Source organism: Stenotrophomonas sp. GD03777, from assembly GCF_029842485.1.
GTDB lineage: Bacteria > Pseudomonadota > Gammaproteobacteria > Xanthomonadales > Xanthomonadaceae > Stenotrophomonas > Stenotrophomonas sepilia.
In genome coordinates this window covers 1-25850 of sequence record NZ_JAOCGL010000056.1, presented here as the reverse complement: position 1 = coordinate 25850, position 25850 = coordinate 1, and the positions used below count along the sequence as shown (strand labels likewise).

Below are 25850 nucleotides of genomic sequence, written 5' to 3'. Positions count from 1 at the left end.
AACCGTGGCCGCGTCGAACGGCCAGTCCAGCTCGCGGTCGCCGCGCTCGTCACGCAGCACCGGCACCCGCGTGCCATAGCGCGCTTCCAGCGCCGGCTGGTCGTCCAGGAACACCGATTCGAACTCCGGCGCCCGTGCCCTGGCCAGCTCGGCCAGGGCCATGTCGCACAGGTGGCAATCGTCACGTTGGATAAGGGTCAACACCGGCCGGGCTCCCGTGGCGGAAATGCTGCGCCGCAGCCATAGAAGTGCGGCGTGAACCGCTAGAATAGCGATCTCTTCCGGTACCCGCAGTACGGCAACCATGGCTGTCAGCACGTTCGACGTTTTCAAGATCGGCATTGGCCCGAGTTCCTCGCACACCGTCGGGCCGATGAAGGCCGCCGAGCGATTCATCCATCGCTGGCTGCTCGACCCGGGCCGCCTGCACGAGGTCGCGCGCATCCGCGCCGATGTCTATGGCTCGCTGGCACTGACCGGCCGCGGCCACGGCACCGACAAGGCGATCCTGCTGGGCCTGGAAGGCCAGCGGCCGAACCTGATCGATCCGGACATCATTCCGGCCACGCTGGAGCGCATCCGCAGCAGCAAGCGCATCCAGCTGATGGGCCAGCACGAGATCGCCTTCGACGAGAAGCGCGACCTCGGCATGAACAAGCGCCAGAAGCTGCCCTACCACACCAACGGCATGCGCTTCACTGCCTACAACGCCGACGACGAAGTGATCGCCACCCGCGACTATTATTCGGTCGGCGGCGGCTTCGTGGTCAACCAGGACGACGCGGCCGATGATCGCATCGTGCCCGACGAGACCCCGCTGCCCTACCCGTTCAAGAGCGGCGACGAGCTGCTGGCGCAGACCGCGCGCAGCGGCCTGAGCATTGCCCAGCTGATGTTCGAGAACGAGAAGTGCTGGCGCAGCGAAGACGAGATCCGCGCGCGGCTGCGCGAGATCTGGAGTGCGATGCAGTCGTGCGTGGCGCGCGGCATCCGCGAGGAAGGCGTGCTGCCGGGTGGCCTGAAGGTGGGCCGTCGTGCGCCGGCGTTGTACCGCGAACTGTCGTCGAAGCCGGAAGCGGCGATGCGCGACCCGCTGACCACGCTGGACTGGGTCAACCTGTACGCACTGGCAGTGAACGAGGAGAACGCTGCCGGTGGCCGCGTAGTGACTGCGCCGACCAACGGTGCGGCCGGTGTGCTGCCGGCGGTGCTGCACTACTTCGATCGCTTCTGCCCGGGCGCGAACGAACAGCGCGTGTTCGACTTCCTGCTGACCTCGGCGGCGATCGGCATCCTCTACAAGGAAAACGCCTCGATTTCCGGCGCCGAAGTGGGCTGCCAGGGCGAGGTTGGCGTGGCCTGCTCGATGGCGGCCGGTGGCCTGGTCGCGGCACTGGGCGGCAACCCCAGCCAGATCGAGAACGCCGCGGAAATCGGCATGGAACACAACCTGGGCCTGACCTGCGACCCGATCGGTGGCCTGGTGCAGATTCCCTGCATCGAACGCAACGCGATGGGCGCGGTGAAGGCGATCAATGCCTCGCGCATGGCGATGCGTGGCGACGGCAAGCACAAGGTGTCGCTGGACAAGGTGATCAAGACCATGCGCGATACCGGCCGCGACATGCAGGACAAGTACAAGGAAACCAGCCGCGGTGGCCTGGCGGTGAACGTCATCGAGTGCTGATGACCCTGGGTAGAGTCGACCGCTGGTCGACTATCGCGTGCAGCGCGGGATTTTCGCGGTCTGATCGAAGAGCAGTCGACTGACAGTCGACTCTACCCCGTTGTCCCTGGCCGGTCGGACGACACCGTCACCGCGTTCCGGTTAGGCTCGGGGCTCCCCCACCCCGGATTGCCCCATGCGCGTGATCGCTGCCGCCCTGCTTGCCTGCCTTCCGCTGACCGCCCTGGCCGCCCCCACCTACGGGCCGCGGCTTGAGGGCTTCGACTACGGCTATCCGGTCAAGACCTTCGCACTGGAATCGCAGCGGCAGCCGCTGGAAATGGCCTACCTGGACATCGCGCCGAAGAAGGCGCCCATCGGTGTGGTGGTGCTGCTGCACGGCAAGAACTTCTGCGCCGCCACCTGGAAGGAATCGATCAAGCCACTGGTTGCCGCCGGCTATCGGGTGATCGCTCCGGACCAGGTCGGCTTCTGCAAATCCAGCAAGCCCGAGCGCTATCAGTACACGTTCGCACAGCTGGCAGCCAATACCCATGCCCTGCTGCAGCAGCTGCAACTGGGCGACGTGCCGGTGCACCTGGTCGGGCATTCGATGGGCGGCATGCTGGCCGTGCGCTACGCGCTGATGTACCCGCAGGACCTGCGCAGCCTGTCGCTGGTCAACCCGATCGGACTGGAAGACTGGAAGGCGCTGGGCGTGCCCTGGCGCGGCGTCGACGCGTGGTATGCCGGTGAAATGAACATCAGCTACGACAGCATCCGCCGCTACCAGCTGGATGTGTACTACGATGGCAAATGGAAGCCGGCCTACGAACCCTGGGCGCGGATGCAGTCAGGCATGTACGAAGGGCCCGGCAAGCAGGCCGTCGCATGGAGCCAGGCGCTGGCCTCGGACATGGTGTTCAACCAGCCGGTGGTCTACGAACTGAAGAACCTGCAGGTGCCGACCACGCTGTTCATCGGCCAGAAGGACCGCACCGCGATCGGCCGCGACCTGGCGCCGGCTTCGGTGAAGGCGACGCTGGGCAACTATCCAGCGCTCGGCAAGGCGGCGGCCGCAGCGATTCCCGGCGCGACGCTGGTCGAGTTCGCCGAACTGGGCCATTCGCCGCAGGTGCAGGACCCGAAGCAGTTCAACAGCGCCTTGTTGAAGGCGTTGAAATCCCGCTGATCAGCTAGCGTGCTCGTGTAGAGCCGAGCCCATGCTCGGCTTATCCAGCAGGAGGGGATCTCGCCAGGAGCAGCCGAGCATGGGCTCGGCTCTACAAGAACTGTGCGATCAGCCGACGATGCGCAGCACGTCATCCAGCAACGCGGCGGCGGTGACTTCCGCGCCCGCACCCGGGCCCTGGATCAACAGCGGCTGGCGACGGTAGCGATCACTGTGGATGGCGACGCGATTGTCGGTCCCCGCACCCTGCGCCAACGGGTGATCGGCCGGCAGCTCGCGCAGGCCCACCTGCGCACCCCCACCGTCAACACGGCCGACGAAACGCAACACGCGGCCGTTTTCGCGTGCCCGCTGCCAACGCGCCTGCAGCGGCGCATCCAGCTGCTCCAGCGCAGCCACTGCGACCTCCAGCGGCAACGCGGCCAGCGTTTCAGGTACCAGTGAGTCCACCTGCACCTGCGAAGCATCCAGCGCCAGCCCGCTGCTGCGGGCCAGGATCAGCAGCTTGCGGCGCACGTCCTCGCCGGACAGGTCAAGTCGCGGATCCGGCTCGGTGTAGCCGGCCGCCAGCGCCTCGCGCACCGCCGCCGAGAACGGCGACTTGCCGTCATAGCGATGGAACAGCCACGCCAGCGAACCGGACAGCACGCCCTCGATGGCATGGATGTGATCACCACCGGCCACCAGTGCGCGCAGGCTGCTCAGCAGCGGCAGCCCGGCACCGACGGTGGCGCTGTCACCATAGCGCGCACCACTGTCGGCACAGCTGTCTGCAATGGCCTGCGCGCGTGACAGCTGCGCACCACGGCCCAGCTTGTTGGCTGTCACCACATGCACGCCGCGCGCCAGCCACTGCACGTGACGTGCGGCCACGTCTTCGCTGGCGGTGGCATCGACCACCACATCGCCACGCTCCAGCCCTTCGGTGCTGGCCCACGCCGGCGAACTCTGGCCATCGCGTGGCGCACGTCGCGCCAGTTCCAGCGGCAACGCCAGGTCACGATCGATCTCCAGCGCAGTGCGCGAGTTGGCCAGCCATTGCACGCTCGGCAGTTCCAGCCCGCGAGCCCGCAGCGTCTGGTAGCGCTGCACGAAGGCCGAGCCGACTGTGCCAGTACCGAGCAGCGCCAGGCGTCCCGCGCCCAGCGCCGGAATTTCAGCAGCGAGTGCGCTCATGCATCCACCACCTGTTTGCGGCGTGCGGCCGCATCGATCACGACTTCGGCGCGCTGCAGCGCGGCACCGAGATCGGCCAGCAGGTCGCGCTCGGCCTCGATGCCGACCGACAGACGCAGCAGCCCTTCGCTGATACCGGCCGCTGCGCGTGCTTCGGCGGTCATCGCCGCATGGGTCATGGTCGCCGGATGCGCGATCAGGCTTTCGACGCCGCCCAGCGATTCGGCCAGGGTGAAGCAGCGCAGGCCATCCACGAATGCGCGCACTGCCGCGTGCGGATCTTCACCGGCGCAGTGCGCAAGCTCGAACGACAGCATCGCGCCGAAACCGCTCTGCTGGCGCGCCGCGATGGCATGGCCGGGATGTTCGGCCAGGCCCGGGTAGTACACCCTGCCGACGGCCGGATGCTGGTCCAGCAGGGCAACGATCGAGGCGGTATTTTCCTGGTGCACGCGCAGGCGCGCATCCAGCGTGCGCAGGCCACGCAGGGTCAGGAAGGCATCGAACGGTGAACCCGTCAGGCCCAGCGCGTTGCCCCACCACACCAGCTGCTCGTGCACTGCCGGATCACGCGCGACCACTGCCCCGCCCACCACATCGCTGTGGCCGTTGATGTACTTCGTGGTGGAATGCAGCACCAGGTCCGCACCGAACGACAGCGGTTGCTGCAGCGCTGGTGACAGGAACGTGTTGTCGACCACCACGAGTGCGCCGGCCTTGTGCGCGGCATCGATGACGAAGCGCAGGTCGGTGATGCGCAGCAGCGGGTTGGACGGCGTTTCCACCAGCACCAGCTTCGGCTGGGTGGCCAACGCCTGTGCCAGTGCGCGCGGATCGGTCAGGTCGGCGGTGACCAGTTCAAAGTGGCCCTTCCGGGCCAGCGCATTGAACAGGCGCCAGCTGCCACCGTACGCATCGTGCGGCACCACCAGGGTATCGCCCGGCTGCAGCAGTGCGTTCAGCACCAGGTTGATCGCGCCCATGCCGGTGGCGGTGACCACACCACCGACGCCGCCTTCCAGTTCCGCCAGCGCCTCACCCAGCAGGTCGCGGGTCGGGTTGCCACTGCGCGTGTAGTCGTACTGGCGCTTGTTGCCGAAGCCTTCGAAGCTGAAGTTCGACGACAGCACGATCGGCGGCGTGACCGCGCCATGCGCGGTGTCCCGATCGATGCCCGCACGGACGGCGGCAGTGGTGCGACTACAGGACGGCTCGTTGGCGTGCAGGCTCATGCGGACTCTCCAGAGGTGCGGAAGGCGGTGGCGAGGATCGCGTCGATGCGATCGGTTTCTTTGAGGAAGGCGTCGTGGCCATAGGGCGAACGCAGCACGCGCAGGCTGCCGCGCGGGCCCAGCCCTTCGACCAGGCCGACCAGGTCGGCCAGCGGCACCAGGCGGTCGCCCTCCACGGCCACCACCACGGTCGGCGGCAGGATCGCGGCGGGGTCGACACGGTGCAGGTCGATCGATTCGGACAGGCGCAGGTAGGCGGTCACCGGCGTGCGCGCGACGTACTGCGCGCCGGCGGCGTCGAGGTAGTCTTCGGCGGCCACGCGCACGCGGCCATTGATGACCTCCGGGGCAGCGTCGAAGCGCTCGCCGAATTCTTCCGGGGTGCGGTAGCTGAGCATGGCGAACTGCCGGGCCAGGGCCAGGCCGTGGTCTTCGCCGCACTGCAGCTGGCCCAGCGCAACCGCGCGGCGCTGCAGCGCGCGCCACGCGGCGGCATAGGGATGCGGGCGGTGCGCGCCGCTGGCCAGCACCAGTTGGCGCACGCGGGCGCGGTGACGGATCGCGAACTGCTGGCCGACCAGCGCGCCATACGAATAGCCGACGAAGGCCTTCAGCGTGCGGATGCCGAGATGGTCCAGCAGCAGCGCCAGCGCATCGGCCTGGTCGGCAGTATCGATCGGCACATCCAGTGCACCGTCGGCACCGATGAAATCGAAGGCCAGCACGCGCAGCTGCTGCGGGTCGAGCGCGCGGCCGGCACCCACAAGCGCTTCGGCCCAGCCCTTCTCGCTGAACTGTGCGTTGGACGCCACGTGGCGATGGGCGGAAATGCCACCGGCCAGCACCACCACCGGCGCGTTGGCCGGGCCCACCCACTCATAGCGCAGGCGCACCGGGCTGGGGCCTGCATGGCGCATCGACAGCACCGCGGCGAACTCACCGCGCTCGGCGTGCACGCGGTCTGCGACCGGCACGCTGACGGGGACGAAGGGCTCGGGGCGAATGGCGGTACTGGCAGCGAAGCTCATGGCGGGATCCGGTTGGGGAATCGGCCATCGAGCCTTCGCGGGCCCGCGTTCGAGATGCACGTGGGGTGCATGGTTCGAACCATCTTTCGGTGGACGCCACGGTCCCCGCAGGATTTGGCACCTACGCAGACGCTTGCGCGCCTGCGGGCTGCCCCGGCTTCAAAGGGCCTGTCCCTCTGCCGGTCTCGATGGTGGAGCCACGATGCCAGCCCTTTCCGGCACTGTCAATCCCTTCATGCGGATAAAGCGATAGATATTTCCAGAATCAGTCTGCGAGGGCCGTCCCGGTCGCCCCGTTCAGGATCGGGTACAGTCCCGGCGGTCCTCTCGCTGGAAACGCCGATGCCGCGCCTGCCCCTGTCCTGCCTGCTGTTGCCTCTGCTGGCGAGCGCGACCGCACACGCCGGCGACTGGCGCCAGGGCTGGGGACTGGCTCCCCCTTCCGCGCCTGCCACCCGCGCAGGCAGTGCCGAGGGCGCCGCCCCCATGGCCCGGTTGCGCCTGCAGCCGGTCGGTACGCAATGGCAGGCGCGGATCGACAACGGGTTGGCAGGGCCGCTGCAGATCCAGCTGCGCGCCGCCCCCGGACACCCGGTCGAAGGCCTCCCGGTCGAGTCGCTGATCCAGGGCGACAGCAGCCTGGTGGTCGGCCACCTGCCCGCCCCGATCGATGGCCGCATGCTGGATCTGCGCCTGCAGTCGGTGCCGGGCAACCCTGCCGCACAGGCCGAAGATGTCGGCTATCGCCTGCCGTTCGATGCGGCCCGCCTGCGTGTGGACCAGGCGCCGCAGGGGCGATTCAGCCATGACGACGAGGAGAACCGCGACGCGGTCGACTTCGCACTGCCGGAGGGCACCCTGGTGCTGGCCGCGCGCGAGGGCACGGTGATGCAGATCCAGGATGGCTTCCGTGGCAACGGCCAGGACCGCGAGCGCGATGGTGCCCGTGCCAATTTCGTCCGCGTGCTGCACAGCGACGGCAGCATGGCCCTGTACGGCCACCTCCAGGCCGGCGGCATGCGCGTGCGCCGCGGCCAGGCGGTGGGAGCCGGGCAACCGATCGGCCTGTCCGGCAACAGCGGCTACAGCACTGCGCCGCACCTGCACTTCGTGGTGCAGGTCAACCGCGGCATGGGCCTGCGCTCGGTGCCGGTGCGCATCTTCGCCGGGCAGGGCCAGCTGCAGTTCGCCCGCCACGGCGAGGCCGACGGCGGTATCGGGCGCTGACCGGCCCCGGCCGGTATAATCGGGCGCTTATCTCTTTGAAAAGCGCCCCGGGCGGGCGCCACTGCCATGTCCGAAGTCGCCACCGAAGCGTCGCGTCGCCGCACCTTCGCCATCATTTCCCACCCTGACGCCGGCAAGACCACGCTGACCGAAAAGCTGCTGCTGTTCGGAGGCGCGATCCAGATGGCCGGTTCGGTCAAGGGCCGCAAGGCCGCCCGCCACGCCACCTCCGACTGGATGGCGCTGGAAAAGGAACGCGGCATCTCCGTCACCTCCTCGGTGATGCAGTTCCCGTACGAAGGCAAGATCGTCAACCTGCTCGACACCCCTGGCCACGCCGACTTCGGCGAGGACACCTACCGCGTGCTGACCGCAGTGGACTCGGCGCTGATGGTGATCGACGTAGCCAAGGGCGTGGAAGAGCGCACCATCAAGCTGATGGAGGTGTGCCGCCTGCGCGACACCCCGATCATGACCTTCATCAACAAGCTCGACCGCGAGGGCAAGGACCCGATCGAGCTGTTGGATGAAGTGGAGACCGTGCTCGGCATCCAGTGCGCGCCGGTCACCTGGCCGATCGGCATGGGCCAGCGCCTGAAGGGCGTGGTTCACCTGCTGACCGGCGAAGTGCACCTGTACGAACCGGGTCGCAACTTCACCCGCCAGGACTCGACCATCTTCCCGTCCATCGATGCGCCCGGCCTGGCCGAGAAGATCGGTGCACAGATGCTGGCCGACCTGCGCGACGAACTGGAACTGGTGCAGGGCGCCAGCCATCCGTTCGATCTGGACGCTTACCGCGCCGGCAAGCAGACCCCGGTGTTCTTCGGCTCGGGCGTGAACAACTTCGGCGTGCAGCCGCTGCTGGACTTTTTCGTCGAGCATGCGCCGTCGCCGCAGGCGCGAACCACCACCGGCCGCGAAATCGCACCGGAAGAGAACAAGCTGACCGGCTTCGTGTTCAAGATCCAGGCCAACATGGACCCGCAGCACCGTGACCGCGTGGCATTCATGCGGGTCTGTTCGGGCCGTTTCAGCGCCGGCATGAAGACCTTCCACGTGCGCACCGGCAAGGAAATGAAGCTGGCCAACGCGCTGACCTTCATGGCCAGCGACCGCGAGATCGCAGCCGAAGCGTGGCCCGGCGATGTGATCGGCATCCACAACCACGGCACCATCTCCATCGGCGATACCTTCACCGAAGGCGAAGCGGTGACCTTCACCGGCATTCCCAACTTCGCCCCGGAACTGTTCCGCCGCGCACGCCTGCGTGATCCGCTCAAGCTCAAGCAGCTGCAGAAGGGCCTGGCCCAGCTGTCCGAGGAAGGCGCGACCCAGTTCTTCCGCCCGCTGACCAGCAACGACCTGATCCTGGGTGCCGTCGGCGTGCTGCAGTTCGACGTGGCCGCCTACCGCCTGAAGGACGAGTACGGTGTGGAAGCCACCTTCGAGCCGGTCAGCGTGACCACTGCGCGCTGGGTCCACTGCAGCAACGAGAAGAAGCTGGAAGAGTTCCGCGAGAAGAACGCGCTCAACCTGGCGCTGGATGCGGCCGGCCACCTGGTCTACCTCGCTCCGACCCGGGTCAACCTGCAGCTGGCCCAGGAACGCTCGCCGGATGTGCGTTTCTCGGCCACACGCGAAGCGGCGCACACCGTTTCGGCAGGCTGATGCCACGGGGTCGGAGCCCTTTCCACAGAAAAGGACTCCGGCCCCAGCCGTCGCGGGCGGTTCATCCACGCATGGCGGCGATTGACGGATCACGGGACCAACGGCGCAACCCAGGGATTCACCCACCATACGGTGACGGGCGTGCACGTGCCGCCCATCGCGGCGATGATAGGGGGGTGCGGGTCCCCCTCCCCGCGAACGATGCCTACGCCATGTCCACGACTTCCGTTGCTTCGATCCGCGAAGAAATCGCCAGCGCCCTGACCCATGGCCTCGGTGCCGTGCTCGCCCTGGGCGCCGGCGCGGTGCTGATCACCCTGGCCGCAATCTACAGCGATGGCTGGCAGCTGGCCGGCGCCATCGTGTTCGGCATCGCGCTGCTGCTGCTGTACACCGCGTCCACCCTGTACCACGCCATCCAGCACCCGGTCGCCAAGGGCCGGCTCAAAGTGTTCGACCACTGTGCGATCTACGTACTGATCGCCGGCACCTATACCCCATTCACCCTGATCGGCCTGCGCGGCCCGTGGGGCTGGGGCCTGTTCGCCGCGATCTGGACCCTGGCCCTGGCCGGCGTGGTGTTCAAGCTGTTCTACACCGGTCGCTTCAAGCGCCTGTCCACTGCCATCTACGTGGCCATGGGCTGGCTGGTGATCGTGGCGGTCAAGCCGATGCTGGCCTCGATCGACGGCTGGACGCTGGGCTGGCTGCTGGCCGGCGGCCTGTCCTACACGCTGGGCACCTATTTCTACCACCGCGAATCGATTCCCTATTCGCATGCGATCTGGCACTTGTTCGTCATCGGTGGCAGCGTCTGCCACTTCGTCGCGGTCACCATGCAGGTGCTGTAGCACCGGCCCGTGCGTGGCGCGTGCACGCCGCGCACATGGACGCTTCGCGCCCCGTCCACGATGAGGGGGCAACCATGGCAGCGTGAATGCCGCCGCCTCCCCTGCCACAAAGCGCACGAACCGCTGGCGCCTGCGCCGCCCCGGCCCGCGAGGCCGGCGCTGGCTGACGCTGCTGATCTTCCTGCTCGCGGCGATCCTGGTACTGATCGCATTGTGGGACTGGAACTGGTTCAAGGGCCCGGTTGAGCACGCCGTGCAGGCCCGTACCGGCCGCGCACTGCACATCGGCCATCTGGATGTCGACCTCGGCCGGACCAGCACCATCCGTGCCGATGCGATCACCTTCGCCAATGCCGGTTGGGCCAGGCAGCCGAACATGGCCACGGCCGACCGCGTCGAGATCGATGTGCGCGTGTGGCCCCTGCTGCGCGGCAGCGTGCAGCTGCCGGAAGTGCGCCTGACCCGACCGGACGTGCTGCTGGAAACCGCCCCTCGCAAGGGCGAACCGGGCAACTGGGACTTCCTCGGTGACAGCGCTGGCGGCACCAGCCCGCAGCTCAAGCGCCTGCGCATCGACGACGGCCGGCTGCAGTTCCTCGACGCACCGGGCCGTACTGATATCCGCGTGGGCGTGCGCAGCGGCCAGCCGAAGCAGGCCGATGCCTCGCCGCCGCTGCTGGTGCAGGGCAAGGGCCACTGGCAGGGAAACCCGTTCACCCTGCAGGGCGGAACCGAATCACCGCTGGAACTGACCAACAGCGACCACCCGTTCCGCATCCACCTCGACGGACGCGCCGGCGCCACCCACGCGGTGGCCAGCGGCACGCTGACCAATCCGTTCCAGCTGCGCGTGTTCGACCTGCAGTTCGCACTCAGTGGCCAGGACCTGGCCGATCTCTACCCATTGCTCGGCATCGCCATTCCGCCGTCCCCGCCCTACGCGCTGAACGGTCGCCTGAAACGCGACCACGACGTCTGGAGTTACGACGGTTTCACCGGCAAGGTGGGCGACAGCGACCTCGGTGGCAGTCTTCAGTTCGAGGTGGGCCGCGACCGTCCGCGGCTGACCGCGACGCTGGAATCCAAGCGCCTGGACTTCGATGACCTGGCCGGCTTCGTCGGCGCGCCGCCGAAGACCGGCGGCGGCGAAACCGCCAATGCGGAGCAGAAGGCCGAGGCCGCACGGGTGGCCGCGCGTGCGCGCGTGCTTCCGGACACGCCCTACAACCTCGGCAAGCTGCGTGCGATGGATGCCGATGTGCGCTGGAAGGCCCACCGCATCAACGCACCGTCATTGCCATTGGACGACATGGATGCCCATCTGCTGCTGGATGACGGGGTGCTGCGGCTGGCACCACTGAACTTCGGCGTCGCCGGCGGCGATATCCGCAGCACCATCCGCATGGACGCACGCCAGCCGCAGATCAGCACTGCGCTGAAGGCGAGCGTGCGCGGCGTTCAGCTGGGCCAGCTGTTCCCCGATGCCAAGCTGGCCGAACAGGCCAAGGGCGGCATCGGCGGTGAGGTGGACCTGAGTGGCCGCGGCAATTCGATCGCCGCGATGCTCGGCAGCAGCAGCGGCAAGGTCGGCCTGGCGATGGGCCGTGGCCATGTCGGCAACCTGGTGATGGAGCTGGCCGGCCTGGATATCACCGAATCGCTGAAATTCCTGGTGACCGGCGACAAGCAGATTCCCCTGCGCTGCGCCTTCGCCGACTTCGGTGTGCGCGACGGCCTGATGACCAGCCAGGCGCTGGCGGTGGACACCACCGACACGATCCTCATCGGCGAAGGCACCGTCAGCCTGCGCGACGAAACCCTGGACCTGCTGTTGAAGCCGCGCCCGAAGGACAAGAGCATCCTGGTACTGCGCTCGCCGCTGCACATTGCCGGCACGTTCAAGGACCCGTCGTTCCGCCCGGACTTCAAGGCGCTGGGCATCCGCGGTGCGGTGGCCCTGGCGCTGGGCAGCATCGCCCCGCCGGCGGCCTTGCTGGCGACGATCGAGCTGGGGCCGGGCAAGGACGCCGACTGCGGCGGGCAGTATGCGAAGTAGGGTTACAGCGTTGTTCGCGGCGCCTGCATTGATGGTGGCTTGAGGGGGACGGGTGACGCAGGCAGGACACGCCGCAAGTACGTCCCTGTAGCAACTGTGTTGACGGAGGGGCCTGGCCCCTCCATGAGACGGGCACGGTAGTGCCGGCCGCTGGCCGGCAGCCTTTTGGGACACGCGCAGGCTGGCTTCAGGCGGGGATCGATCCGCCTTGAGCGTCGCGCACGCGGGCGTTGAGAATCACCAGCATCTTCCGCATCACTGCCACGATGGCCACCTTGCCTTCCTTGCCACGGGCTCGTAGCGACTGGTAAAAATCGCGCAACCGAGGTTCATGCCGCATGGCCGACATTGCCGCCATGTAGAGCACTTGCCGGATTTCGGCTCTTCCACCATGGATGCTTCGTTTTCCTCTCATCGTGCCGCTGTCTTGGGACATCGGGGCTACCCCGACCAAGCTGGCGATGCGCTTGCCAGTGATCCTGCCAAGCTCTGGCAGATAGCTGGCTAGAACTGCCTGCAGCGCAGGCCCTACGCCCTTCATCGACTTCAGCGTCTTCAGTTGAGGCTGCTGACCAACCTGCTCGGCGATCTGCTTGCCCAGACGCTCAACCATCGTTTGGAGGCGGGTGATGTTGCCTTGCAGTAGTCGGCGCAGTTCACGATCAAGCACCATTTCCTGCTGCTGCCGCGCGATGGTCAGGGCGTCCATCGCCTGCCGACGTGTCCGAACGAACTCCCGCATCTTCTGCTGCCAAGACTGCAGCGGCTGATAGGGAGGCAGCTTCACCAGGGAGGCCATCGCGCCAACGCATGGGCATCCAAACGGTCGGTTTTGGCAATCTGACCCAACCCCTGAGCCAGTTTCCGGGCGCGCAAGGCATTGGCACGGGCCACCGGATGACCGGCCTTGTGCAGGAAATCCAGCACCGGCTGCTCATAGCCACCTGTGGCTTCAAGCACGATCTGGCTGGTCGGACGCTTCTTCAGCCAAACATCCAGTTCAGAAAACCCGGACCGGTTGTTGCTGACCTGCAGAGTTTGTCCGTCCGTCGTACCGATATCCAGCTGACGCTTGCTGACATCAATCCCGATCCCGTTCATCACCTGACTCCGTATAGTCTGGTAGGGTCGAGAGCTCCCCCGCTTGCCCAGTCTTATCGCTTCGAGTGGTCGCTCCAGCAACTGTTCGGGCGGATCAAGGGAGATTCCGGCGTGGGCGCCAAGCTACAGGGCGATCGTCGCGATCCTGGCTACGGATCGTCGAGATCCAGGCTCGTACGGCGGCCCACGCCGGCTCTCGACACCTACGCTGACAGATTTCCATCGAGCCCCCATGGATGGGTCTATGGCGTGTCCTGCCCAGCCGCACCCTCCGTCTCCCAACGTGTCAGGAAGGCGCTGCTTTGGCTTTGGCTGTGGCTTTCAGCTTCGAAAAGCGGGCCGGCGGGCCGCAGGCCCGCCAGCGACACCCTCACCCGGCGACGATGTACTGCTGCAGTTGATCCAGCTCCCGCCGCTGCGCATCGATCACCGACTTCACCAGGTCGCCGATGGAGATCACACCCAGCACCTGCGCGCCCTCCACGACCGGCAGATGGCGGATGCGATAATCGGTCACCAACTGCAGGCAATGCTCCACCTGCTCGCCCGGCGACACCGTCACCACCTGCGACGTCATGATCTCTGCCACCGCCGTATCGCGCGAAGAGCGATCACGCAACACGATCTTGCGCGCGTAATCACGCTCGGACAGGATTCCCACCAGCCGCGGGCCGTCCATCACCAGCACCGCACCGATGCCCTTTTCCGCCATCAACCGGATCGCATCGATCACCGCCGCATCCGGCGCGACCGCATGTACTTCAGGAGACTTGCCGTCCAACAGTTGCTGTACCGTGGTCATCTGCCTGCCCTCCCAGGGTGGGTTGCGGGACCGAGTCTGCCACGGACGATGCTAGCCAGGCGTCAACCAGGTACAACGGCCGCTGCTTGGACTCCTCGTACAGCCGCCCCAGGTACTCGCCGATCAGGCCAAGCGCGATCAGCTGCACGCCGCCCAGGAACAGGATCACCGCCATCATCGTCGGCCAACCCGCCACCCGGTCGCCATACAGCGCCGCCTTCACGATCACCCACAGGCCGAACAGGAAAGCGACGGCCGCGGTTGCCAGCCCGAGGTAGGTCGCCGCCCGCAACGGCACGGTCGAGAACCCGGTAATGCCTTCGAGGGCGAAATTCCACAGCCGCCACAGGCTGAACTTGCTGGTGCCGGCCACGCGCGCGTGGCGGTGGTAGGGCACGGCGATCCGCTTGAATCCCACCCAGCTGAAAAGCCCCTTCATGAAACGGTGGCGCTCGCGCATCCCGCGCAGGGCGTTCAGCGCGCGCGGTGACAGCAGGCGGAAGTCCCCGGTATCGGCCGGAATCGGTGTCCGCGAGAGGCGGCCTATCACCCGATAGAACATCGCTGCCGTGGCGCGCTTGATCCAGGCCTCGCCATCGCGGGCCATGCGCGTGCCGTAGACGTTGTCATGACCTTCGCGCCAGCGCGCGACGAACTCCGGCACCAGCTCCGGCGGGTCCTGGCCGTCGGCATCGAGGATCATCGCCGCACCCTCGTGCACCAGATCCAGGCCGGCGGTCAGCGCCGCTTCCTTGCCGAAGTTGCGCGACAGCTTCAGCGCCGATACGCGTGCATCGGCCTGGGCCAGCCCGGCGATCACTTCCCAGGTGCGGTCATGGCTGCCGTCGTCCACATAGAGGATGTGACCGTCGATGTCGGGCATGCCGTCGAGCACCGCGCACAGCCGTGGATGCAGCAGCGGCAGTGCCAGGGCCTCGTTGTAGGCGGCGATGACGAAGGTAAGCCGTTCGCGGGTCATGCCCGGATTGTACGTTGCCGGCACGCGCCCGGCCCGTCGTTCGCCAATTGCAGCGCCGGGCTCAGTCCTCCGACAGATAGGACGCACCACCCAGCTGCCGCGCCTGGCGTTGGATCCACGCGGCCCGCCGCTGCACATACGGCCCAGGCTTTGCCGCGTTGTAGCGACGCGGTGCCGGCAACACTGCGGCCAGGCGCGCGCTCTCGGCCGGGCTCAGCCGAGCAGCATCCTTGCCCCAGAATTTCTGCGCTGCCGCTTGCGCGCCATACACACCATCACCGAATTCGGCAATGTTGGCGTACATCTCCAGGATCCGCTCCTTTGGCCACAGCGCCTCGATCAGCACCGTGTACCAGACTTCCAGGCCCTTGCGGATCCAGCTGCGGCCCTGCCACAGGAACAGGTTCTTGGCCACCTGCTGGCTGATCGTGCTTGCGCCGCGCAGGCGCCCGCCCCTGGCGTTGTGGTCGCGCGCCTTTTCGATGGCCTGCAGGTCGAAGCCGTTGTGGTCGGGGAAGCGCTGGTCTTCGGCCGCCACCAGCGAGATCGGCAGGCTCGGCGCCATCTGGTCGAGGTCGCGCCACTGGTAATGCAGCCGATAGGACCAGTCGGCCTCGCTCAGCGCCTCGCCATAGCGCCACAGCATCACCATGGACACCGGCGGGTCGATGAACCGCAACACCAGCACCTGCAGGCAGCTGAAGGCGGCCAGCAGCACCGGCAGCCACAGCAGCCGCTTCCAGCGCCAGCGTCGCCGGCGCGGCGCGGCCACCACCGCCTCTACCTTGTGCTGCTCTCCCGCTGCCCCCATTACTGGTGCATCCTTCTTCTGTCTGGTTGTCGGCGCATTATCCGGCAACCGCCCCCGTTTACGCGCGATGTGAGCCGATGACCGCCAATCCCGATTCCCTGATCCGTTTCCTGCTCCCCGACGCCGGCGTGCGTGGCGTGCATGTGCACCTGCAGGCCACCTGGCAGGAAATCCTGTCCCATGCCGCTTACCCGGACGCCGCTGCCGAACTGCTTGGCGAGGCCTGCGTCGCCTCGGCGCTGTTCACCGGCCACACCAAGATCGACGGGCGCCTGTCGGTGCAGTTGCGCAGCAGCACCGCGCTGCGCACCCTGTTCGCCGAATGCACCGCCGCCGGCACCCTGCGCGGTATCGCCCAGCTCAGCGAGGGTGGCGACGCACCGCGTGACCTGTCCCGCCTCGGCGATGACGCAATCCTCGCCATCACCATCGAGAACCCCGGCCTGGACCCGCGCGAGCCGCAGCGCTACCAGAGCCTGGTCGCGCTGACTGCGCCGGAACTGGACGAGGCCTTCGAGGACTACTTCCGCCAGTCGGAGCAGCTGCCGACCCGCCTGCTGCTGGCCGCCGACCGCAACGGTGCCGCCGGCCTGCTGCTGCAGAAGCTGCCGGGCGACGAAGGCGACGAGGATGGCTGGGCCCGCGCCAGCGCCCTGTTCGAAACCCTGGGCAAGGCCGAACTGCTGGCGACCCCGGCCGAGCAGCTGCTGCACCGCCTGTTCCACGAGGAGCGGCCGGAACTGCTGGGCGGCAAGCCGCTGTCCTTTGCCTGCTCCTGCTCCTGCTCGCGCGAGCGGGTGGCCGGCATGCTGCAGTCGCTGGGGGAAGAGGAGGCCCGCGCGGCCGCCGAGGCCACCGGCGCCGTCGAGGTGCGTTGCGAATTCTGCGGGCGTGAGTATCACTTTCCATTGACGGAGTTCGGCATACTGTTCCACGGCGCCCAGGGGGCTGTAGCGGCGCCTGAACGACTTCAGTAAACGGCAGTCTTGTACCTGGGGAGGATCAAGGCTTGTTAAGAATTCATAAACACCCTAGGATCGAGTTCCCGTCCCCACGGGAACTTCCGTTGTCCGTCCCTGTCTGAACTGGTCCGATGCGTACCTTCCTGCGTCTACCGCTGGCCCTGCTGATCGCCCTTGGCGCGATCACGGGCGTGCATGCGCAGAGCAAGGACACCCGCACCGTGCTGCCGGTATGGAACAAGGGCAGCGGCAAGGTCGAGGCGCTGCTGTACCTGGAGCCGACCGGCGAACAGGCAGCCGGCGCCCGCTGGCATTTCGGCCGCAATTCGCTGGACGCGGCCTTTGGCCTGTCCTCCGGCGATTCGCTGGGCCTGCTCTGCAACAGCAGCAGCGGCACCAGCATCAGCGGCCTGGCCAGCCATTGCATGCTGGCCAGCCTGGGCGACGAGGATGATCTGAACAGCCGTCGTTTCAGTGGTACCGCCGCGCTGAACCGCGGCAACAGCCGCCTGGGCATCACCGCCGGCACCGGCCGTGAAACCCTGCCCGCCTGGTTGGCGGGCCCGAACAAGACGCCCTCGCTGCGCGCCGAGCAGAACGATCTGACCGTGTTCGCGCAGAAGAACATCGGCCGCGAAGGCTTCGTCTCCATCGCCGGTACCTACGCCAAGGCACGCCTGGTACCGCTGGCCGACGCTTCGCCGGCCATCGTCGATCGCTGGGACAGCAAGAGCCTGAGCATCGGTGCCGGTTACGGCAACTTCACCGGCAGCATCATCGGCCGCGTGGTCGACGTGCCGGGCAAGCCCGGCAAGTGGGAAGGCCTGGGCATCGGCCTGACCTGGCGTACCCCGTGGTCCGGCCAGCTGACCGTCGGCGCCGAGAACGTGATCAGCCGCGGCAAGAATCCATTCTCCCCGCGCAACGAAAGCAACGACGACGGCACCGTGCCGTACGTGCGTTACGAACAGGATCTCTGATCCCCCTATCAGGTTCAGCAACGATATTCCCGAAGGCGCCGAAAGGCGCCTTTTTTGCATCTGCGTGCCTGGCTCGCACTTGCATGAGCGGTATCGACCGCAGAGCGTATCGACATATTGGGATACATATCAGTCGAAACTTTTTTCATCATTCTGCGTTAACAAACGAGGCAGATCAGCACGACCATGCCAGCAACCCGTTGATTGGACTGGGAAAAGCGCGTTTTTACCAAAATCACAGACTTCATTAACACAGCTTTAATTCTTGGCGAACGCCCGTTACTATCGGGTCAGCCTCGCGATTTGGGAGCGCTTTTTCGCTCCCCCGCCGGGCATTAACCCCAGCCAAGATTTCTTGGAGAGAGAGAGCCAATGAAACTCAAGTCCAGCCAGCTGCGTGACGCAGTTGTGATCGCGCTTGTCGCCGGTGCCACCACCGCGACGGCCCACGCCCAGGAAGCCACCAACCTCGACCGTATCGAGGTCACCGGTTCGCGCATCCGTCAGGTCGATACCGAAACCGCCCAGCCCGTCCTGAGCATCAGCCGCGCTTCGATCGAGAAGAGCGGCTTCAAGACGGTTGCCGACGTCCTGCAGAACATCTCTGCCGCCGGCAGCCCGGCCATCAGCCGTTCCGAGCCGCTGTCCTCCGGCGAAGCCGTCGGTGGCTTCTACATCGACCTGCGCAACCTCGGTGCCGAGCGCACCCTGGTGCTGGTCGACGGCAAGCGCCTCGGCGCCAGCGTCAGCGGCCTGCAGGACGTGTCGCAGATTCCGTCGGCCATCGTCGAGCGCATCGACGTGCTGAAGGACGGCGCCTCGTCGATCTACGGCTCCGACGCGATCGCCGGCGTGATCAACATCATCACCCGCAAGAACTTCCAGGGCCTGGAAGCCAACGCCTACGTCGGCCAGTACGGCGAAGGCGACGGCCAGAAGACCAGCTACGACTTCGTGGCCGGCTTCACCGGTGACCGTGGCTCGATCACCATCGGCGCCGAGTACGCCGAAGAAAAGGAAGTGTGGGCCAAGGACCGCTGGTTCAGCCGTTACCCGCGCACCACCTTCCACCCGGCCCAGAACTGGAGCCCGGTCAGCCAGTGGGGCACCATCATCGATCCGGATACCGATGACTGGCTGGTGCTGAACCGCGGTGGCGACTATCGCGACGTCAACCAGTACCACGACCAGGACTTCGCCGGCATCACCGGTGATACCAGCAACTCCAACACGCAGATGCACCTGCTGACGCCGACCAAGCGTCGCTCGGTGTTCGCCAACGTCCAGTACGACCTGACCGACAACATCCGCTTCGTCTCCGACCTGCTGTATACCCGTCGTGAGTCGCAGGCCCAGGTCGCAGGCTATCCGTTGCAGTCCGCGTCGTATGAGCGCCTGGGTGCCAAGTGGGATGCCGACAGCTACTACAACCCCTTCGGCAAGGATATGGGCTTCATGCGCCGTGGCTGGGAAGTGCCGCGCCTGTCGACCAACAAGCTGACCACCTTCCGCTTCACCGGCGCCCTGCAGGGCAGCTTCCAGTTCAATGACAAGTACTTCGACTGGGAAGCCGGCTACATCTACCAGAACTCGGAGAACCAGCAGAGCCAGACCGGCAACTACAACGTGCTGGCGGTCAATGCCGCCACCGGTCCGTCGTTCTTCAACCCGGCCACCGGCCGCGTCGAGTGCGGTACGGCCGCTGGCCTGGTTGACGGTTCCAATCCGATCTATGGCCCGGGCGCCGGCGGCTGCCTGCCGTGGAACCCGGCCATTCCGTACGGCCGTACCGGTGACGGTGGCCTGACCGGCAACCCGGATCTGCAGCAGTTCCTGTTCCCGACCACCAAGAACACCGGTGAAGTCACCACCAAGACCTACTACGCGAACATCGCCGGCAGCCTGTTCACCCTGCCCGCCGGCGACCTGGGCTTCGCGCTGGGTTACGAGTACCGCGAAGACAAGGGTTCGTACAATCCGGACGCGCTGTCGCAGACCGGCTACTCGACCGATCTGGCCGCCGGCCCGACCGGTGGTGGTTACGACGTCAACGAAGTCTATCTGGAGTTGAATGTTCCGATCCTGGCCGACCTGCCGGGTGCCAAGGAACTGAGCTTCAACGCCGCCACCCGTTACTCGAAGTACAGCACCTTCGGCGACACCACCAACAACAAGTTCGGCCTGAAGTGGAAGCCGATCGACCAGCTGCTGGTACGTGCGACCTACGCCGAAGGCTTCCGTGCGCCGACCATCGACAATCTGTACGGTGGCAGCTCGCAGACCTTCGCGTACTTCACCGATCCGTGCGACACCTCGTTCGGCTCAACTGATCAGCCGGGCGTCGCCGCCCGTTGTGCCGCGGCCATCGGTCCGACCGCCAGCACCTTCCGCCAGCTGCGCCAGGGTTATGTGCCGGCCAGCGGTCCGGATGAGCAGACGCCGGATCCGTTCAACGCCGTCTCCAACCCGAACCTGACTCCGGAAAAGTCCAAGTCCAAGACCGTTGGCCTGGTGTGGAGCCCGACCTTCGCCCAGGGCCTGAACATGAGCCTGGACTGGTGGAACATCAAGATCACCAACACCATCGTCACCGACAGCCCGGATGACCAGCTGAACGACTGCTACGTGCTTGGCATCGCCGAGCGCTGCAACTCGTTCACCCGTGATCCGAACCGTCACAACGTGATCAACCTGACCTACGCACCGCGTAATGCCGGTTACCAGGAAACCGAAGGCTTCGACTTCGACGTGGCGTACCGCTTCGAGACCGACAGCTGGGGTACCTTCAGCGCCAACCTGCAGAACAGCTACGTCACCAAGAACGTACTGAAGACCACCAACGCGCAGCAGGTGCCCGTGTCGATCCTCAACGGCTTCGGCAGCAACTTCCGCCTGCGTTCGAACCTGGTGCTGGGCTGGGAGCGTGGCGACTGGGGCGTGACCTGGGGCACCCGCTACTTCTCCAGCGTCAAGGAGCGTTGCTACTACAGCGACGAGTGCAGCCTGCCGGACTTCGGTTCGCCGGATCCGGTGCGTGACCAGCCGATGAACAAGCGTGGCTCGACCATGTTCCACGACGTCCAGGTCTCCTGGAACGCACCGTGGAATGCGACCATCGCCGTCGGTGCGCGCAACGTGTTCGACCACTACGGCCCGCAGATGTACTCGGCACCGAACTCGCAGTTCTCCTACTACGGTGGCTACGACATCGGTCGCTTCATGTACATGCAGTACAAGCAGAAGTTCTGATCGGGAACCTGATCAGCTGATGCAGCAACGGCCCCGAAAGGGGCCGTTGTTCTTTGTGCGCCATGGACGGGCGCTGGCCAGCGCACAACAAAAAAGGCCGCAGCATCGCTGCGGCCTTCCTTCGAGATCATTTCCGGGCACTCATCCGTTCGGAATCAGCGTCTCGATCAGATGCTCGACGTACGCTTCGAAATCCTCGCGCGCCTGCTTGGGCTGCTGCAGCTGCAGCGACAACTGCAGGAAGCCGACATAAGCGGCGTACGCAAGGCGTGCGCGATGACGCGCATCGGTCGAGCTGAGGCCGGCCTGGCGGAACGAGGCGACCAGATAGTCGAGGCGACGCTGCGAGACCCGGTCGATCACCGGCCGCACCATCGGATGATCCAATGCCTTCAGCAGCTCGCTGTAGATGATGTGCGGCTGCACTTCATGCGCCACCATCTGGAACAGCTGGCGCAGGCGCACACGCGGATCCGGTACGTCTTCCAGGCTGCCGAACACCTGTTCCTGTTCGAACAGTTCCCAGCGTTCCAGCGCCGCCTGCAGCAATGCATCGCGCGAAGGGAAATGCCAGTAGAAACTGCCCTTGGTAACGCCGAGCCGCCGTGCCAGCGGCTCTACCGCGACGGCGCCGACCCCTTGTTCAGCAATCAGATCGAGGGCCGCCTGGGCCCAGTCTTCGGCACTCAGGCGGCTGTTGCGGCCGGCGCGCGGTTCGCCGGCGGAAGCGTCAGGTTGATTCATGGGCTGATTTAACCATACGCCGGGGTTCGTTGCAGTACGCGGTTGCGGTCGAAACCGTCGCAGGCCCCTCGGAAGGGTCCCTCCACGCGCATTCTGCAACGCACCATACCGTGCAGTATTGACTTCCCCTCGAAGCTCTCCATACTAGCAAGTATGGTTATGTCCCCAACTCCCGCTGCGTTCCATGACCTGCGCCTGGACGCCGCCCATGGCGCCCGCCTGGCGGCGACCGCCAGCGAGCATGGCCGGCGCGGCCGGGTCCTGTTCGCCCATGGCTTCGGCCAGACCCGCCATGCCTGGAACGCCACTGCCCGCGCACTGAACGCGGCCGGCCTGCAGACGCTGGCCTACGACGCCCGCGGCCATGGCGATTCCGACTGGAATGGCACCGATCTGCCCTATCACGGTGAACAGTTCGCCGACGACCTGATCGTGCTGGCCGGCGAACAGCTGCGCCCGCCGGTACTGGTTGCCGCTTCGATGGGTGGCCTGTTCGGCCTGCTGGCCGAATCGCGCTGGCCGGGCCTGTTCTCGGCCATGGTGCTGGTCGACATCACCCCGCGCTGGGATACCGCGGGTGTCGAGCGCATCCTCGCCTTCATGACCGCCCATCCCGACGGCTTCGCCTCGCTGACCCAGGCCGCCGACGTGATCTCGGCCTACATGCCGCACCGGCCGCGCAAATCCGAGCAGTCGCTGCGTGCGCTGCTGCGCGAGGACGGCCACGGGCGCTGGCGCTGGCATTGGGACCCACGCCTGGTGGCCGAGCTGGCCCGCGACAGCGAACAGCACCAGGACGCACTGGCCGAGGCCGCACGCCAGGTGAAGTGCCCGCTGCTGCTGGTCAGCGGCGGCCGCAGCGACCTGGTCACGCCGCAGACCGTGGCCGAATTCCTGGCGCTGGCGCCGCATGCGCGCCATGTACAGCTGCCGCAAGCGACCCACATGGTCGCCGGCGATGACAACGACGCCTTTACCGCTACTGTGTTGGACTATCTGGACGTGTTGCCCGCAGCGGACGCTGCGGCTTCGTCCGCCACAAACGAGCACGTCACCGGAGCACGCTCATGAGCATCGTTCTTCCCTTCCTCGCCTTGCTGCTGGCAGGCGCCTTCGTCGCCTACCACCGCATGCGGCTGGTTACCTGGACGCTGATCAGCGTGGCCCTGCTGGCCGCCTGCTGGTTCATTCCCTACGTCAACCAGACCGCCACCATCGTCGCTGCGGCGGTGCTGGCGGTGATCGCCGTGCCGCTGCTGCTGCCGTTCATCCGCAAGCCGCTGCTGACCGGCCCGATGATGAAGGTGTTCCGCAAGGTGCTGCCGCCGCTGTCGCAGACCGAGCGCATCGCGCTGGAAACCGGTTCGGTTGGTTTCGAGGGCGAACTGTTCACCGGTGATCCGGACTGGAACATCCTGCTCAACTACCCCAAGCCGCAGCTGACCGCTGAAGAACAGGCCTTCCTCGATGGCCCGGTGGAAGAGCTGTGCACGATGGTCAACGACTGGGAAATCACCCACGTCCACGCCGACCTGCCGCCGGAGCTGTGGGCCTTCATCAAGAAGAACAAGTTCTTCGGCATGATCATCCCGAAGGAGTACGGCGGCCTGGGCTTCTCCGCGCTGGCCCACCACAAGGTGATCCAGAAGCTGGCCTCGGTGTCCTCGGTGGTCAGCTCCACCGTCGGCGTGCCCAACTCGCTGGGCCCGGGTGAACTGCTGGTGCATTACGGCACCCAGGAACAGAAGGACCAGTACCTGCCGCGCCTGGCCGATGGCCGCGAAGTGCCCTGCTTCGGCCTGACCGGTCCGTTCGCCGGCTCCGACGCCACTTCGATCCCGGACTACGGCATCGTCTGCAAGGGCGAGTGGAACGGCGAGCAGGTGCTCGGCGTCAAGCTGACCTTCGACAAGCGCTACATCACCCTGGCCCCGGTCGCTTCGCTGATCGGCCTGGCCTTCCGCATGTACGACCCGGATGGCCTGATCGGCGATACCCGCGACATCGGCATCACCCTGGGCCTGCTGCCGCGTGATACCGCCGGCGTCGAAATCGGCCGTCGCCACTTCCCGCTGAACTCGACGTTCCAGAACGGTCCGATCCGCGGCAAGGACGTGTTCATTCCGCTGACCCAGCTGATCGGCGGTGCAACCATGGCCGGCAAGGGCTGGAACATGCTCAACGAGTGCCTGGCGGTGGGCCGCTCGATCACCCTGCCGTCCACCGCCAGCGGCGGTGCCAAGGCCGGTGCCGCCGTGACCGGCGCCTATGCGCGCATCCGCAAGCAGTTCGGCCTGTCGGTCGGCCGCTTCGAGGGCGTGGAAGAAGCGCTGGCCCGCATCGGCGGCAAGGCGTACAAGATCAGTGCGCTGTCGCAGGCCACCGCCGCTGCGGTTGACCGTGGCGATGTGCCGTCGGTGCCGTCGGCCATCGCCAAGTACCACTGCACCACCATGAGCCGTGAAGTGATCTCGGACATGATGGACGTGATCGGCGGCAAGGGCATCATCCTGGGGCCGCGCAACTTCGCCGGCCGCAGCTGGCAGGCCGCGCCGATCGCGATCACCGTGGAAGGCGCCAACATCATGACCCGCAGCCTGCTGATCTTCGGCCAGGGTGCGATCCTCTGCCACCCGTGGGTGCTGAAGGAAATGAAGGCCGCGCAGGATCCGGATACCCGTGCCGGCCTGCAGGAGTTCGACCGCAGCCTGTTCGGCCACATCCGCTTCGGCATCTCCAATGCCGTGCGTTCGTTCTGGTTCGGCCTGACCGGCGCGCGCTTCGGCGCCGCCCCGGGCGACGCCTACACCCGCCGCTACTTCCGCAAGCTGGACCGTTACTCGGCCAACCTGGCGCTGATGGCCGACATCTCGATGATGACCCTGGGCGGCAAGCTGAAGTTCAAGGAATCGCTGTCCGGCCGCCTGGGCGACGTGCTGAGCCATGTCTACATGACCAGCGCCATGCTCAAGCGCTACCACGACGAAGGTGCACCGCAGGCCGACCAGCCGCTGCTGGCCTGGGCCTTCCATGACAGCGTGCACAAGATCGAAGAGTCGCTGTCGGCCGCGCTGCGCAACTTCCCGATCCGTCCGATCGGCTGGCTGATGTGGGCGCTCATCTTCCCGTTGGGCCGTCGTGCCGAGGCTCCGGGTGATCGCCTGAGCCGCCGCGTCGCCGCCCTGCTGATGGCGCCGAATGAAGCCCGCGACCGTCTCGCCAATGGCGTGTTCCTGACCCCGTGCGAGAACAACCCGGGTGGTCGCATCAACAGTTACCTGAGCAAGGCGATCATGGCCGAGCCGGTGGAGCGCAAGTTCCTCAAGGCGCTGAAGAGCAAGGGCATCGAGGCGCTGGACTTCAAGGCGCAGCTGGACGAAGCCGTGGCCGAGGGCGTGATCACCCAGGACGAGCGCAGCCTGCTGGAAGAGCTGCGCACGCTCACCCTGGACACCATCACCGTGGACGACTTCGACACCCACGAACTGCGCGCGGCCAGCTACTACGACCGCCAGCACAAGGATCCGCATTCGCAGGCGGCCTGATCGCCCGCGACACGCGTTGCCTTCGACGGCGGGCCTCGGCCCGCCGTCGCGTTATCCGCCGACCGGAATACCCCTCATGTCCACGCCCCTGCTCTCGCTTTACCAACGCCTGCAGCGCTGGCCCGCCGGCACCTGGCTGTTCTCGCGCGCGGTGTGTTTCAAGGCGCCCTACTTCGCCAGCATCGCGCCACGCATCACCCGCCTGGAACACGGTCGCTGCGAAGGCACGCTGGCCGATCGCCGCAGGGTGCGCAACCACATCGGCACGGTGCACGCGATCGCGATGTGCAACCTGGCCGAACTGACCGCCGGGTTGATGGTCGATGCATCGCTGCCGAAGGGCATGCGCTGGATCCCGAAGGGGATGCAGGTGCAGTACCTGGCCAAGGCACGTGGCACGCTGCAGGCGGTGGCGTTGCCGGCACAGCCGATTGTCGTCGCGGCCGAGGGCTATGCGCTGCCGGTGACGGTGAGCGTGCGCGACCGTGCGGGCACGGAGGTGTTCAGCGCGGTGATCGACATGTGGATGTCGCCGGCGAAGTAAGTTCCCGCGAACGGCGCAGCCCCTCGTGGGTGGA

General features: G+C 66.5%; 20 protein-coding genes, 1 pseudogene and 1 riboswitch. Of the genes and pseudogenes, 12 read left to right on the top strand and 9 right to left on the bottom strand.

Going from position 1 to position 25850, the window contains the following annotated elements:
- On the bottom strand, positions 1-204 hold a 204-nt coding region (locus N5E02_RS12980; RefSeq protein ID WP_279946344.1), incomplete at its 3' end, for a glutaredoxin family protein.
- 100 nt (positions 205-304) lie between these two features.
- On the opposite strand from N5E02_RS12980, the gene N5E02_RS12975 reads away from it, so the two are divergent.
- Positions 305-1687: an L-serine ammonia-lyase gene (locus N5E02_RS12975; RefSeq protein ID WP_065178205.1), complete on the top strand. Its 1383-nt coding sequence runs from the start codon at positions 305-307 to the stop codon at positions 1685-1687.
- A gap of 175 nt (positions 1688-1862) precedes the next feature.
- Positions 1863-2858: an alpha/beta hydrolase gene (locus N5E02_RS12970; protein ID WP_065178204.1), complete on the top strand. Its 996-nt coding sequence runs from the start codon at positions 1863-1865 to the stop codon at positions 2856-2858.
- A gap of 108 nt (positions 2859-2966) precedes the next feature.
- Here N5E02_RS12970 and N5E02_RS12965 read toward each other — a convergent pair whose 3' ends face one another.
- From N5E02_RS12965 to N5E02_RS12955, 3 genes are read right to left on the bottom strand one after another with little or no spacing between them, the layout of a single operon-like run.
- Positions 2967-4034: a homoserine dehydrogenase gene (locus N5E02_RS12965; protein ID WP_065178203.1), complete on the bottom strand. Its 1068-nt coding sequence runs from the start codon at positions 4032-4034 to the stop codon at positions 2967-2969.
- Entirely contained in the window at positions 4031-5266 is a 1236-nt protein-coding gene (locus N5E02_RS12960; protein WP_005418398.1) for an O-succinylhomoserine (thiol)-lyase, read from the bottom strand. The genes N5E02_RS12965 and N5E02_RS12960 overlap by 4 nt, the downstream gene beginning before the upstream one ends.
- On the bottom strand, positions 5263-6294 hold the full coding sequence (locus tag N5E02_RS12955) for a homoserine O-succinyltransferase (RefSeq protein ID WP_065185432.1): 1032 nt from the start codon (positions 6292-6294) through the stop codon (positions 5263-5265). The genes N5E02_RS12960 and N5E02_RS12955 overlap by 4 nt, the downstream gene beginning before the upstream one ends.
- A 76-nt stretch (positions 6295-6370) precedes the next feature.
- Positions 6371-6489, bottom strand: a riboswitch (SAM riboswitch).
- 147 nt (positions 6490-6636) lie between these two features.
- Between N5E02_RS12955 and N5E02_RS12950 the strand changes: the two genes are divergently transcribed.
- The 4 genes from N5E02_RS12950 to N5E02_RS12935 all read left to right on the top strand — a co-directional run bounded on the left by N5E02_RS12950 (position 6637) and on the right by N5E02_RS12935 (position 12099).
- A complete protein-coding gene (locus N5E02_RS12950; RefSeq protein WP_005418401.1) occupies positions 6637-7521 on the top strand; it encodes a M23 family metallopeptidase in 885 nt (294 codons plus the stop codon).
- A gap of 66 nt (positions 7522-7587) precedes the next feature.
- A complete protein-coding gene (locus tag N5E02_RS12945) occupies positions 7588-9192 on the top strand; it encodes a peptide chain release factor 3 (protein WP_005418402.1) in 1605 nt (534 codons plus the stop codon).
- A 212-nt stretch (positions 9193-9404) separates the two neighbouring features.
- Positions 9405-10043 carry a hemolysin III family protein gene (locus N5E02_RS12940; protein ID WP_005418403.1) on the top strand — a complete coding sequence of 213 codons (639 nt, stop codon included), beginning with the start codon at positions 9405-9407 and terminating at the stop codon, positions 10041-10043.
- Between the two features lie 130 nt (positions 10044-10173).
- Complete coding sequence (locus N5E02_RS12935) at positions 10174-12099, top strand: AsmA family protein (protein WP_216654924.1); 1926 nt, start codon at positions 10174-10176, stop codon at positions 12097-12099.
- A gap of 187 nt (positions 12100-12286) precedes the next feature.
- Here the strand turns inward: N5E02_RS12935 and N5E02_RS12930 are convergent.
- The 4 genes and pseudogenes from N5E02_RS12930 to mtgA form a co-directional block, all read right to left on the bottom strand.
- Positions 12287-13200, bottom strand: a pseudogene (locus N5E02_RS12930) (IS110 family transposase).
- A gap of 370 nt (positions 13201-13570) precedes the next feature.
- Positions 13571-14002, bottom strand: a complete 432-nt coding sequence (locus N5E02_RS12925; RefSeq protein WP_279946343.1) for a CBS domain-containing protein — start codon at positions 14000-14002, stop codon at positions 13571-13573.
- Positions 13962-14981: a glycosyltransferase family 2 protein gene (locus N5E02_RS12920; RefSeq protein WP_279946341.1), complete on the bottom strand. Its 1020-nt coding sequence runs from the start codon at positions 14979-14981 to the stop codon at positions 13962-13964. Before N5E02_RS12920 ends, N5E02_RS12925 begins: the two co-directional genes overlap by 41 nt.
- Positions 14982-15042: 61 nt before the next feature.
- Positions 15043-15792, bottom strand: a complete 750-nt coding sequence (gene mtgA, locus N5E02_RS12915) for a monofunctional biosynthetic peptidoglycan transglycosylase (protein ID WP_111178750.1) — start codon at positions 15790-15792, stop codon at positions 15043-15045.
- 77 nt (positions 15793-15869) lie between these two features.
- Between mtgA and N5E02_RS12910 the strand changes: the two genes are divergently transcribed.
- From N5E02_RS12910 to N5E02_RS12900, 3 genes are all read left to right on the top strand, one after another.
- Positions 15870-16769: an Hsp33 family molecular chaperone HslO gene (locus N5E02_RS12910; protein ID WP_279946340.1), complete on the top strand. Its 900-nt coding sequence runs from the start codon at positions 15870-15872 to the stop codon at positions 16767-16769.
- Between the two features lie 116 nt (positions 16770-16885).
- Positions 16886-17734 carry a hypothetical protein gene (locus N5E02_RS12905; RefSeq protein WP_005418409.1) on the top strand — a complete coding sequence of 283 codons (849 nt, stop codon included), beginning with the start codon at positions 16886-16888 and terminating at the stop codon, positions 17732-17734.
- 372 nt (positions 17735-18106) lie between these two features.
- Positions 18107-20983, top strand: coding sequence for a TonB-dependent receptor (locus tag N5E02_RS12900; protein ID WP_279946338.1), 2877 nt, complete (start codon positions 18107-18109; stop codon positions 20981-20983).
- A 141-nt stretch (positions 20984-21124) separates the two neighbouring features.
- On the opposite strand, the gene N5E02_RS12895 is transcribed toward N5E02_RS12900, so the two are convergent.
- Positions 21125-21727 (bottom strand): TetR/AcrR family transcriptional regulator, encoded by a 603-nt coding sequence (locus N5E02_RS12895; RefSeq protein ID WP_005418411.1) that lies wholly within the window; start codon positions 21725-21727, stop codon positions 21125-21127.
- A gap of 153 nt (positions 21728-21880) precedes the next feature.
- Between N5E02_RS12895 and N5E02_RS12890 the strand changes: the two genes are divergently transcribed.
- The 3 genes from N5E02_RS12890 to N5E02_RS12880 all read left to right on the top strand — a co-directional run bounded on the left by N5E02_RS12890 (position 21881) and on the right by N5E02_RS12880 (position 25816).
- Positions 21881-22798 (top strand): alpha/beta hydrolase, encoded by a 918-nt coding sequence (locus tag N5E02_RS12890; RefSeq protein ID WP_279946337.1) that lies wholly within the window; start codon positions 21881-21883, stop codon positions 22796-22798.
- A complete protein-coding gene (locus tag N5E02_RS12885) occupies positions 22795-25272 on the top strand; it encodes an acyl-CoA dehydrogenase (RefSeq protein WP_134955632.1) in 2478 nt (825 codons plus the stop codon). Before N5E02_RS12890 ends, N5E02_RS12885 begins: the two co-directional genes overlap by 4 nt.
- Before the next feature lie 76 nt (positions 25273-25348).
- Complete coding sequence (locus N5E02_RS12880) at positions 25349-25816, top strand: hotdog fold domain-containing protein (RefSeq protein ID WP_005418417.1); 468 nt, start codon at positions 25349-25351, stop codon at positions 25814-25816.
- The last annotated feature ends 34 nt before the right edge of the window (positions 25817-25850 follow it).

Coding starts and splice junctions, on each gene's coding strand:
- N5E02_RS12975 (WP_065178205.1), top strand. CDS start 305: ATGGCTGTCAGCACGTTCGACGTTTTCAAGATCGGCATTGGCCCGAGT.
- N5E02_RS12970 (WP_065178204.1), top strand. CDS start 1,863: ATGCGCGTGATCGCTGCCGCCCTGCTTGCCTGCCTTCCGCTGACCGCC.
- N5E02_RS12965 (WP_065178203.1), bottom strand. CDS start 4,034: ATGAGCGCACTCGCTGCTGAAATTCCGGCGCTGGGCGCGGGACGCCTG.
- N5E02_RS12960 (WP_005418398.1), bottom strand. CDS start 5,266: ATGAGCCTGCACGCCAACGAGCCGTCCTGTAGTCGCACCACTGCCGCC.
- N5E02_RS12955 (WP_065185432.1), bottom strand. CDS start 6,294: ATGAGCTTCGCTGCCAGTACCGCCATTCGCCCCGAGCCCTTCGTCCCC.
- N5E02_RS12950 (WP_005418401.1), top strand. CDS start 6,637: ATGCCGCGCCTGCCCCTGTCCTGCCTGCTGTTGCCTCTGCTGGCGAGC.
- N5E02_RS12945 (WP_005418402.1), top strand. CDS start 7,588: ATGTCCGAAGTCGCCACCGAAGCGTCGCGTCGCCGCACCTTCGCCATC.
- N5E02_RS12940 (WP_005418403.1), top strand. CDS start 9,405: ATGTCCACGACTTCCGTTGCTTCGATCCGCGAAGAAATCGCCAGCGCC.
- N5E02_RS12925 (WP_279946343.1), bottom strand. CDS start 14,002: ATGACCACGGTACAGCAACTGTTGGACGGCAAGTCTCCTGAAGTACAT.
- N5E02_RS12920 (WP_279946341.1), bottom strand. CDS start 14,981: ATGACCCGCGAACGGCTTACCTTCGTCATCGCCGCCTACAACGAGGCC.
- mtgA (WP_111178750.1), bottom strand. CDS start 15,792: ATGGGGGCAGCGGGAGAGCAGCACAAGGTAGAGGCGGTGGTGGCCGCG.
- N5E02_RS12910 (WP_279946340.1), top strand. CDS start 15,870: ATGACCGCCAATCCCGATTCCCTGATCCGTTTCCTGCTCCCCGACGCC.
- N5E02_RS12905 (WP_005418409.1), top strand. CDS start 16,886: ATGCGTACCTTCCTGCGTCTACCGCTGGCCCTGCTGATCGCCCTTGGC.
- N5E02_RS12900 (WP_279946338.1), top strand. CDS start 18,107: ATGAAACTCAAGTCCAGCCAGCTGCGTGACGCAGTTGTGATCGCGCTT.
- N5E02_RS12895 (WP_005418411.1), bottom strand. CDS start 21,727: ATGAATCAACCTGACGCTTCCGCCGGCGAACCGCGCGCCGGCCGCAAC.
- N5E02_RS12890 (WP_279946337.1), top strand. CDS start 21,881: ATGGTTATGTCCCCAACTCCCGCTGCGTTCCATGACCTGCGCCTGGAC.
- N5E02_RS12885 (WP_134955632.1), top strand. CDS start 22,795: ATGAGCATCGTTCTTCCCTTCCTCGCCTTGCTGCTGGCAGGCGCCTTC.
- N5E02_RS12880 (WP_005418417.1), top strand. CDS start 25,349: ATGTCCACGCCCCTGCTCTCGCTTTACCAACGCCTGCAGCGCTGGCCC.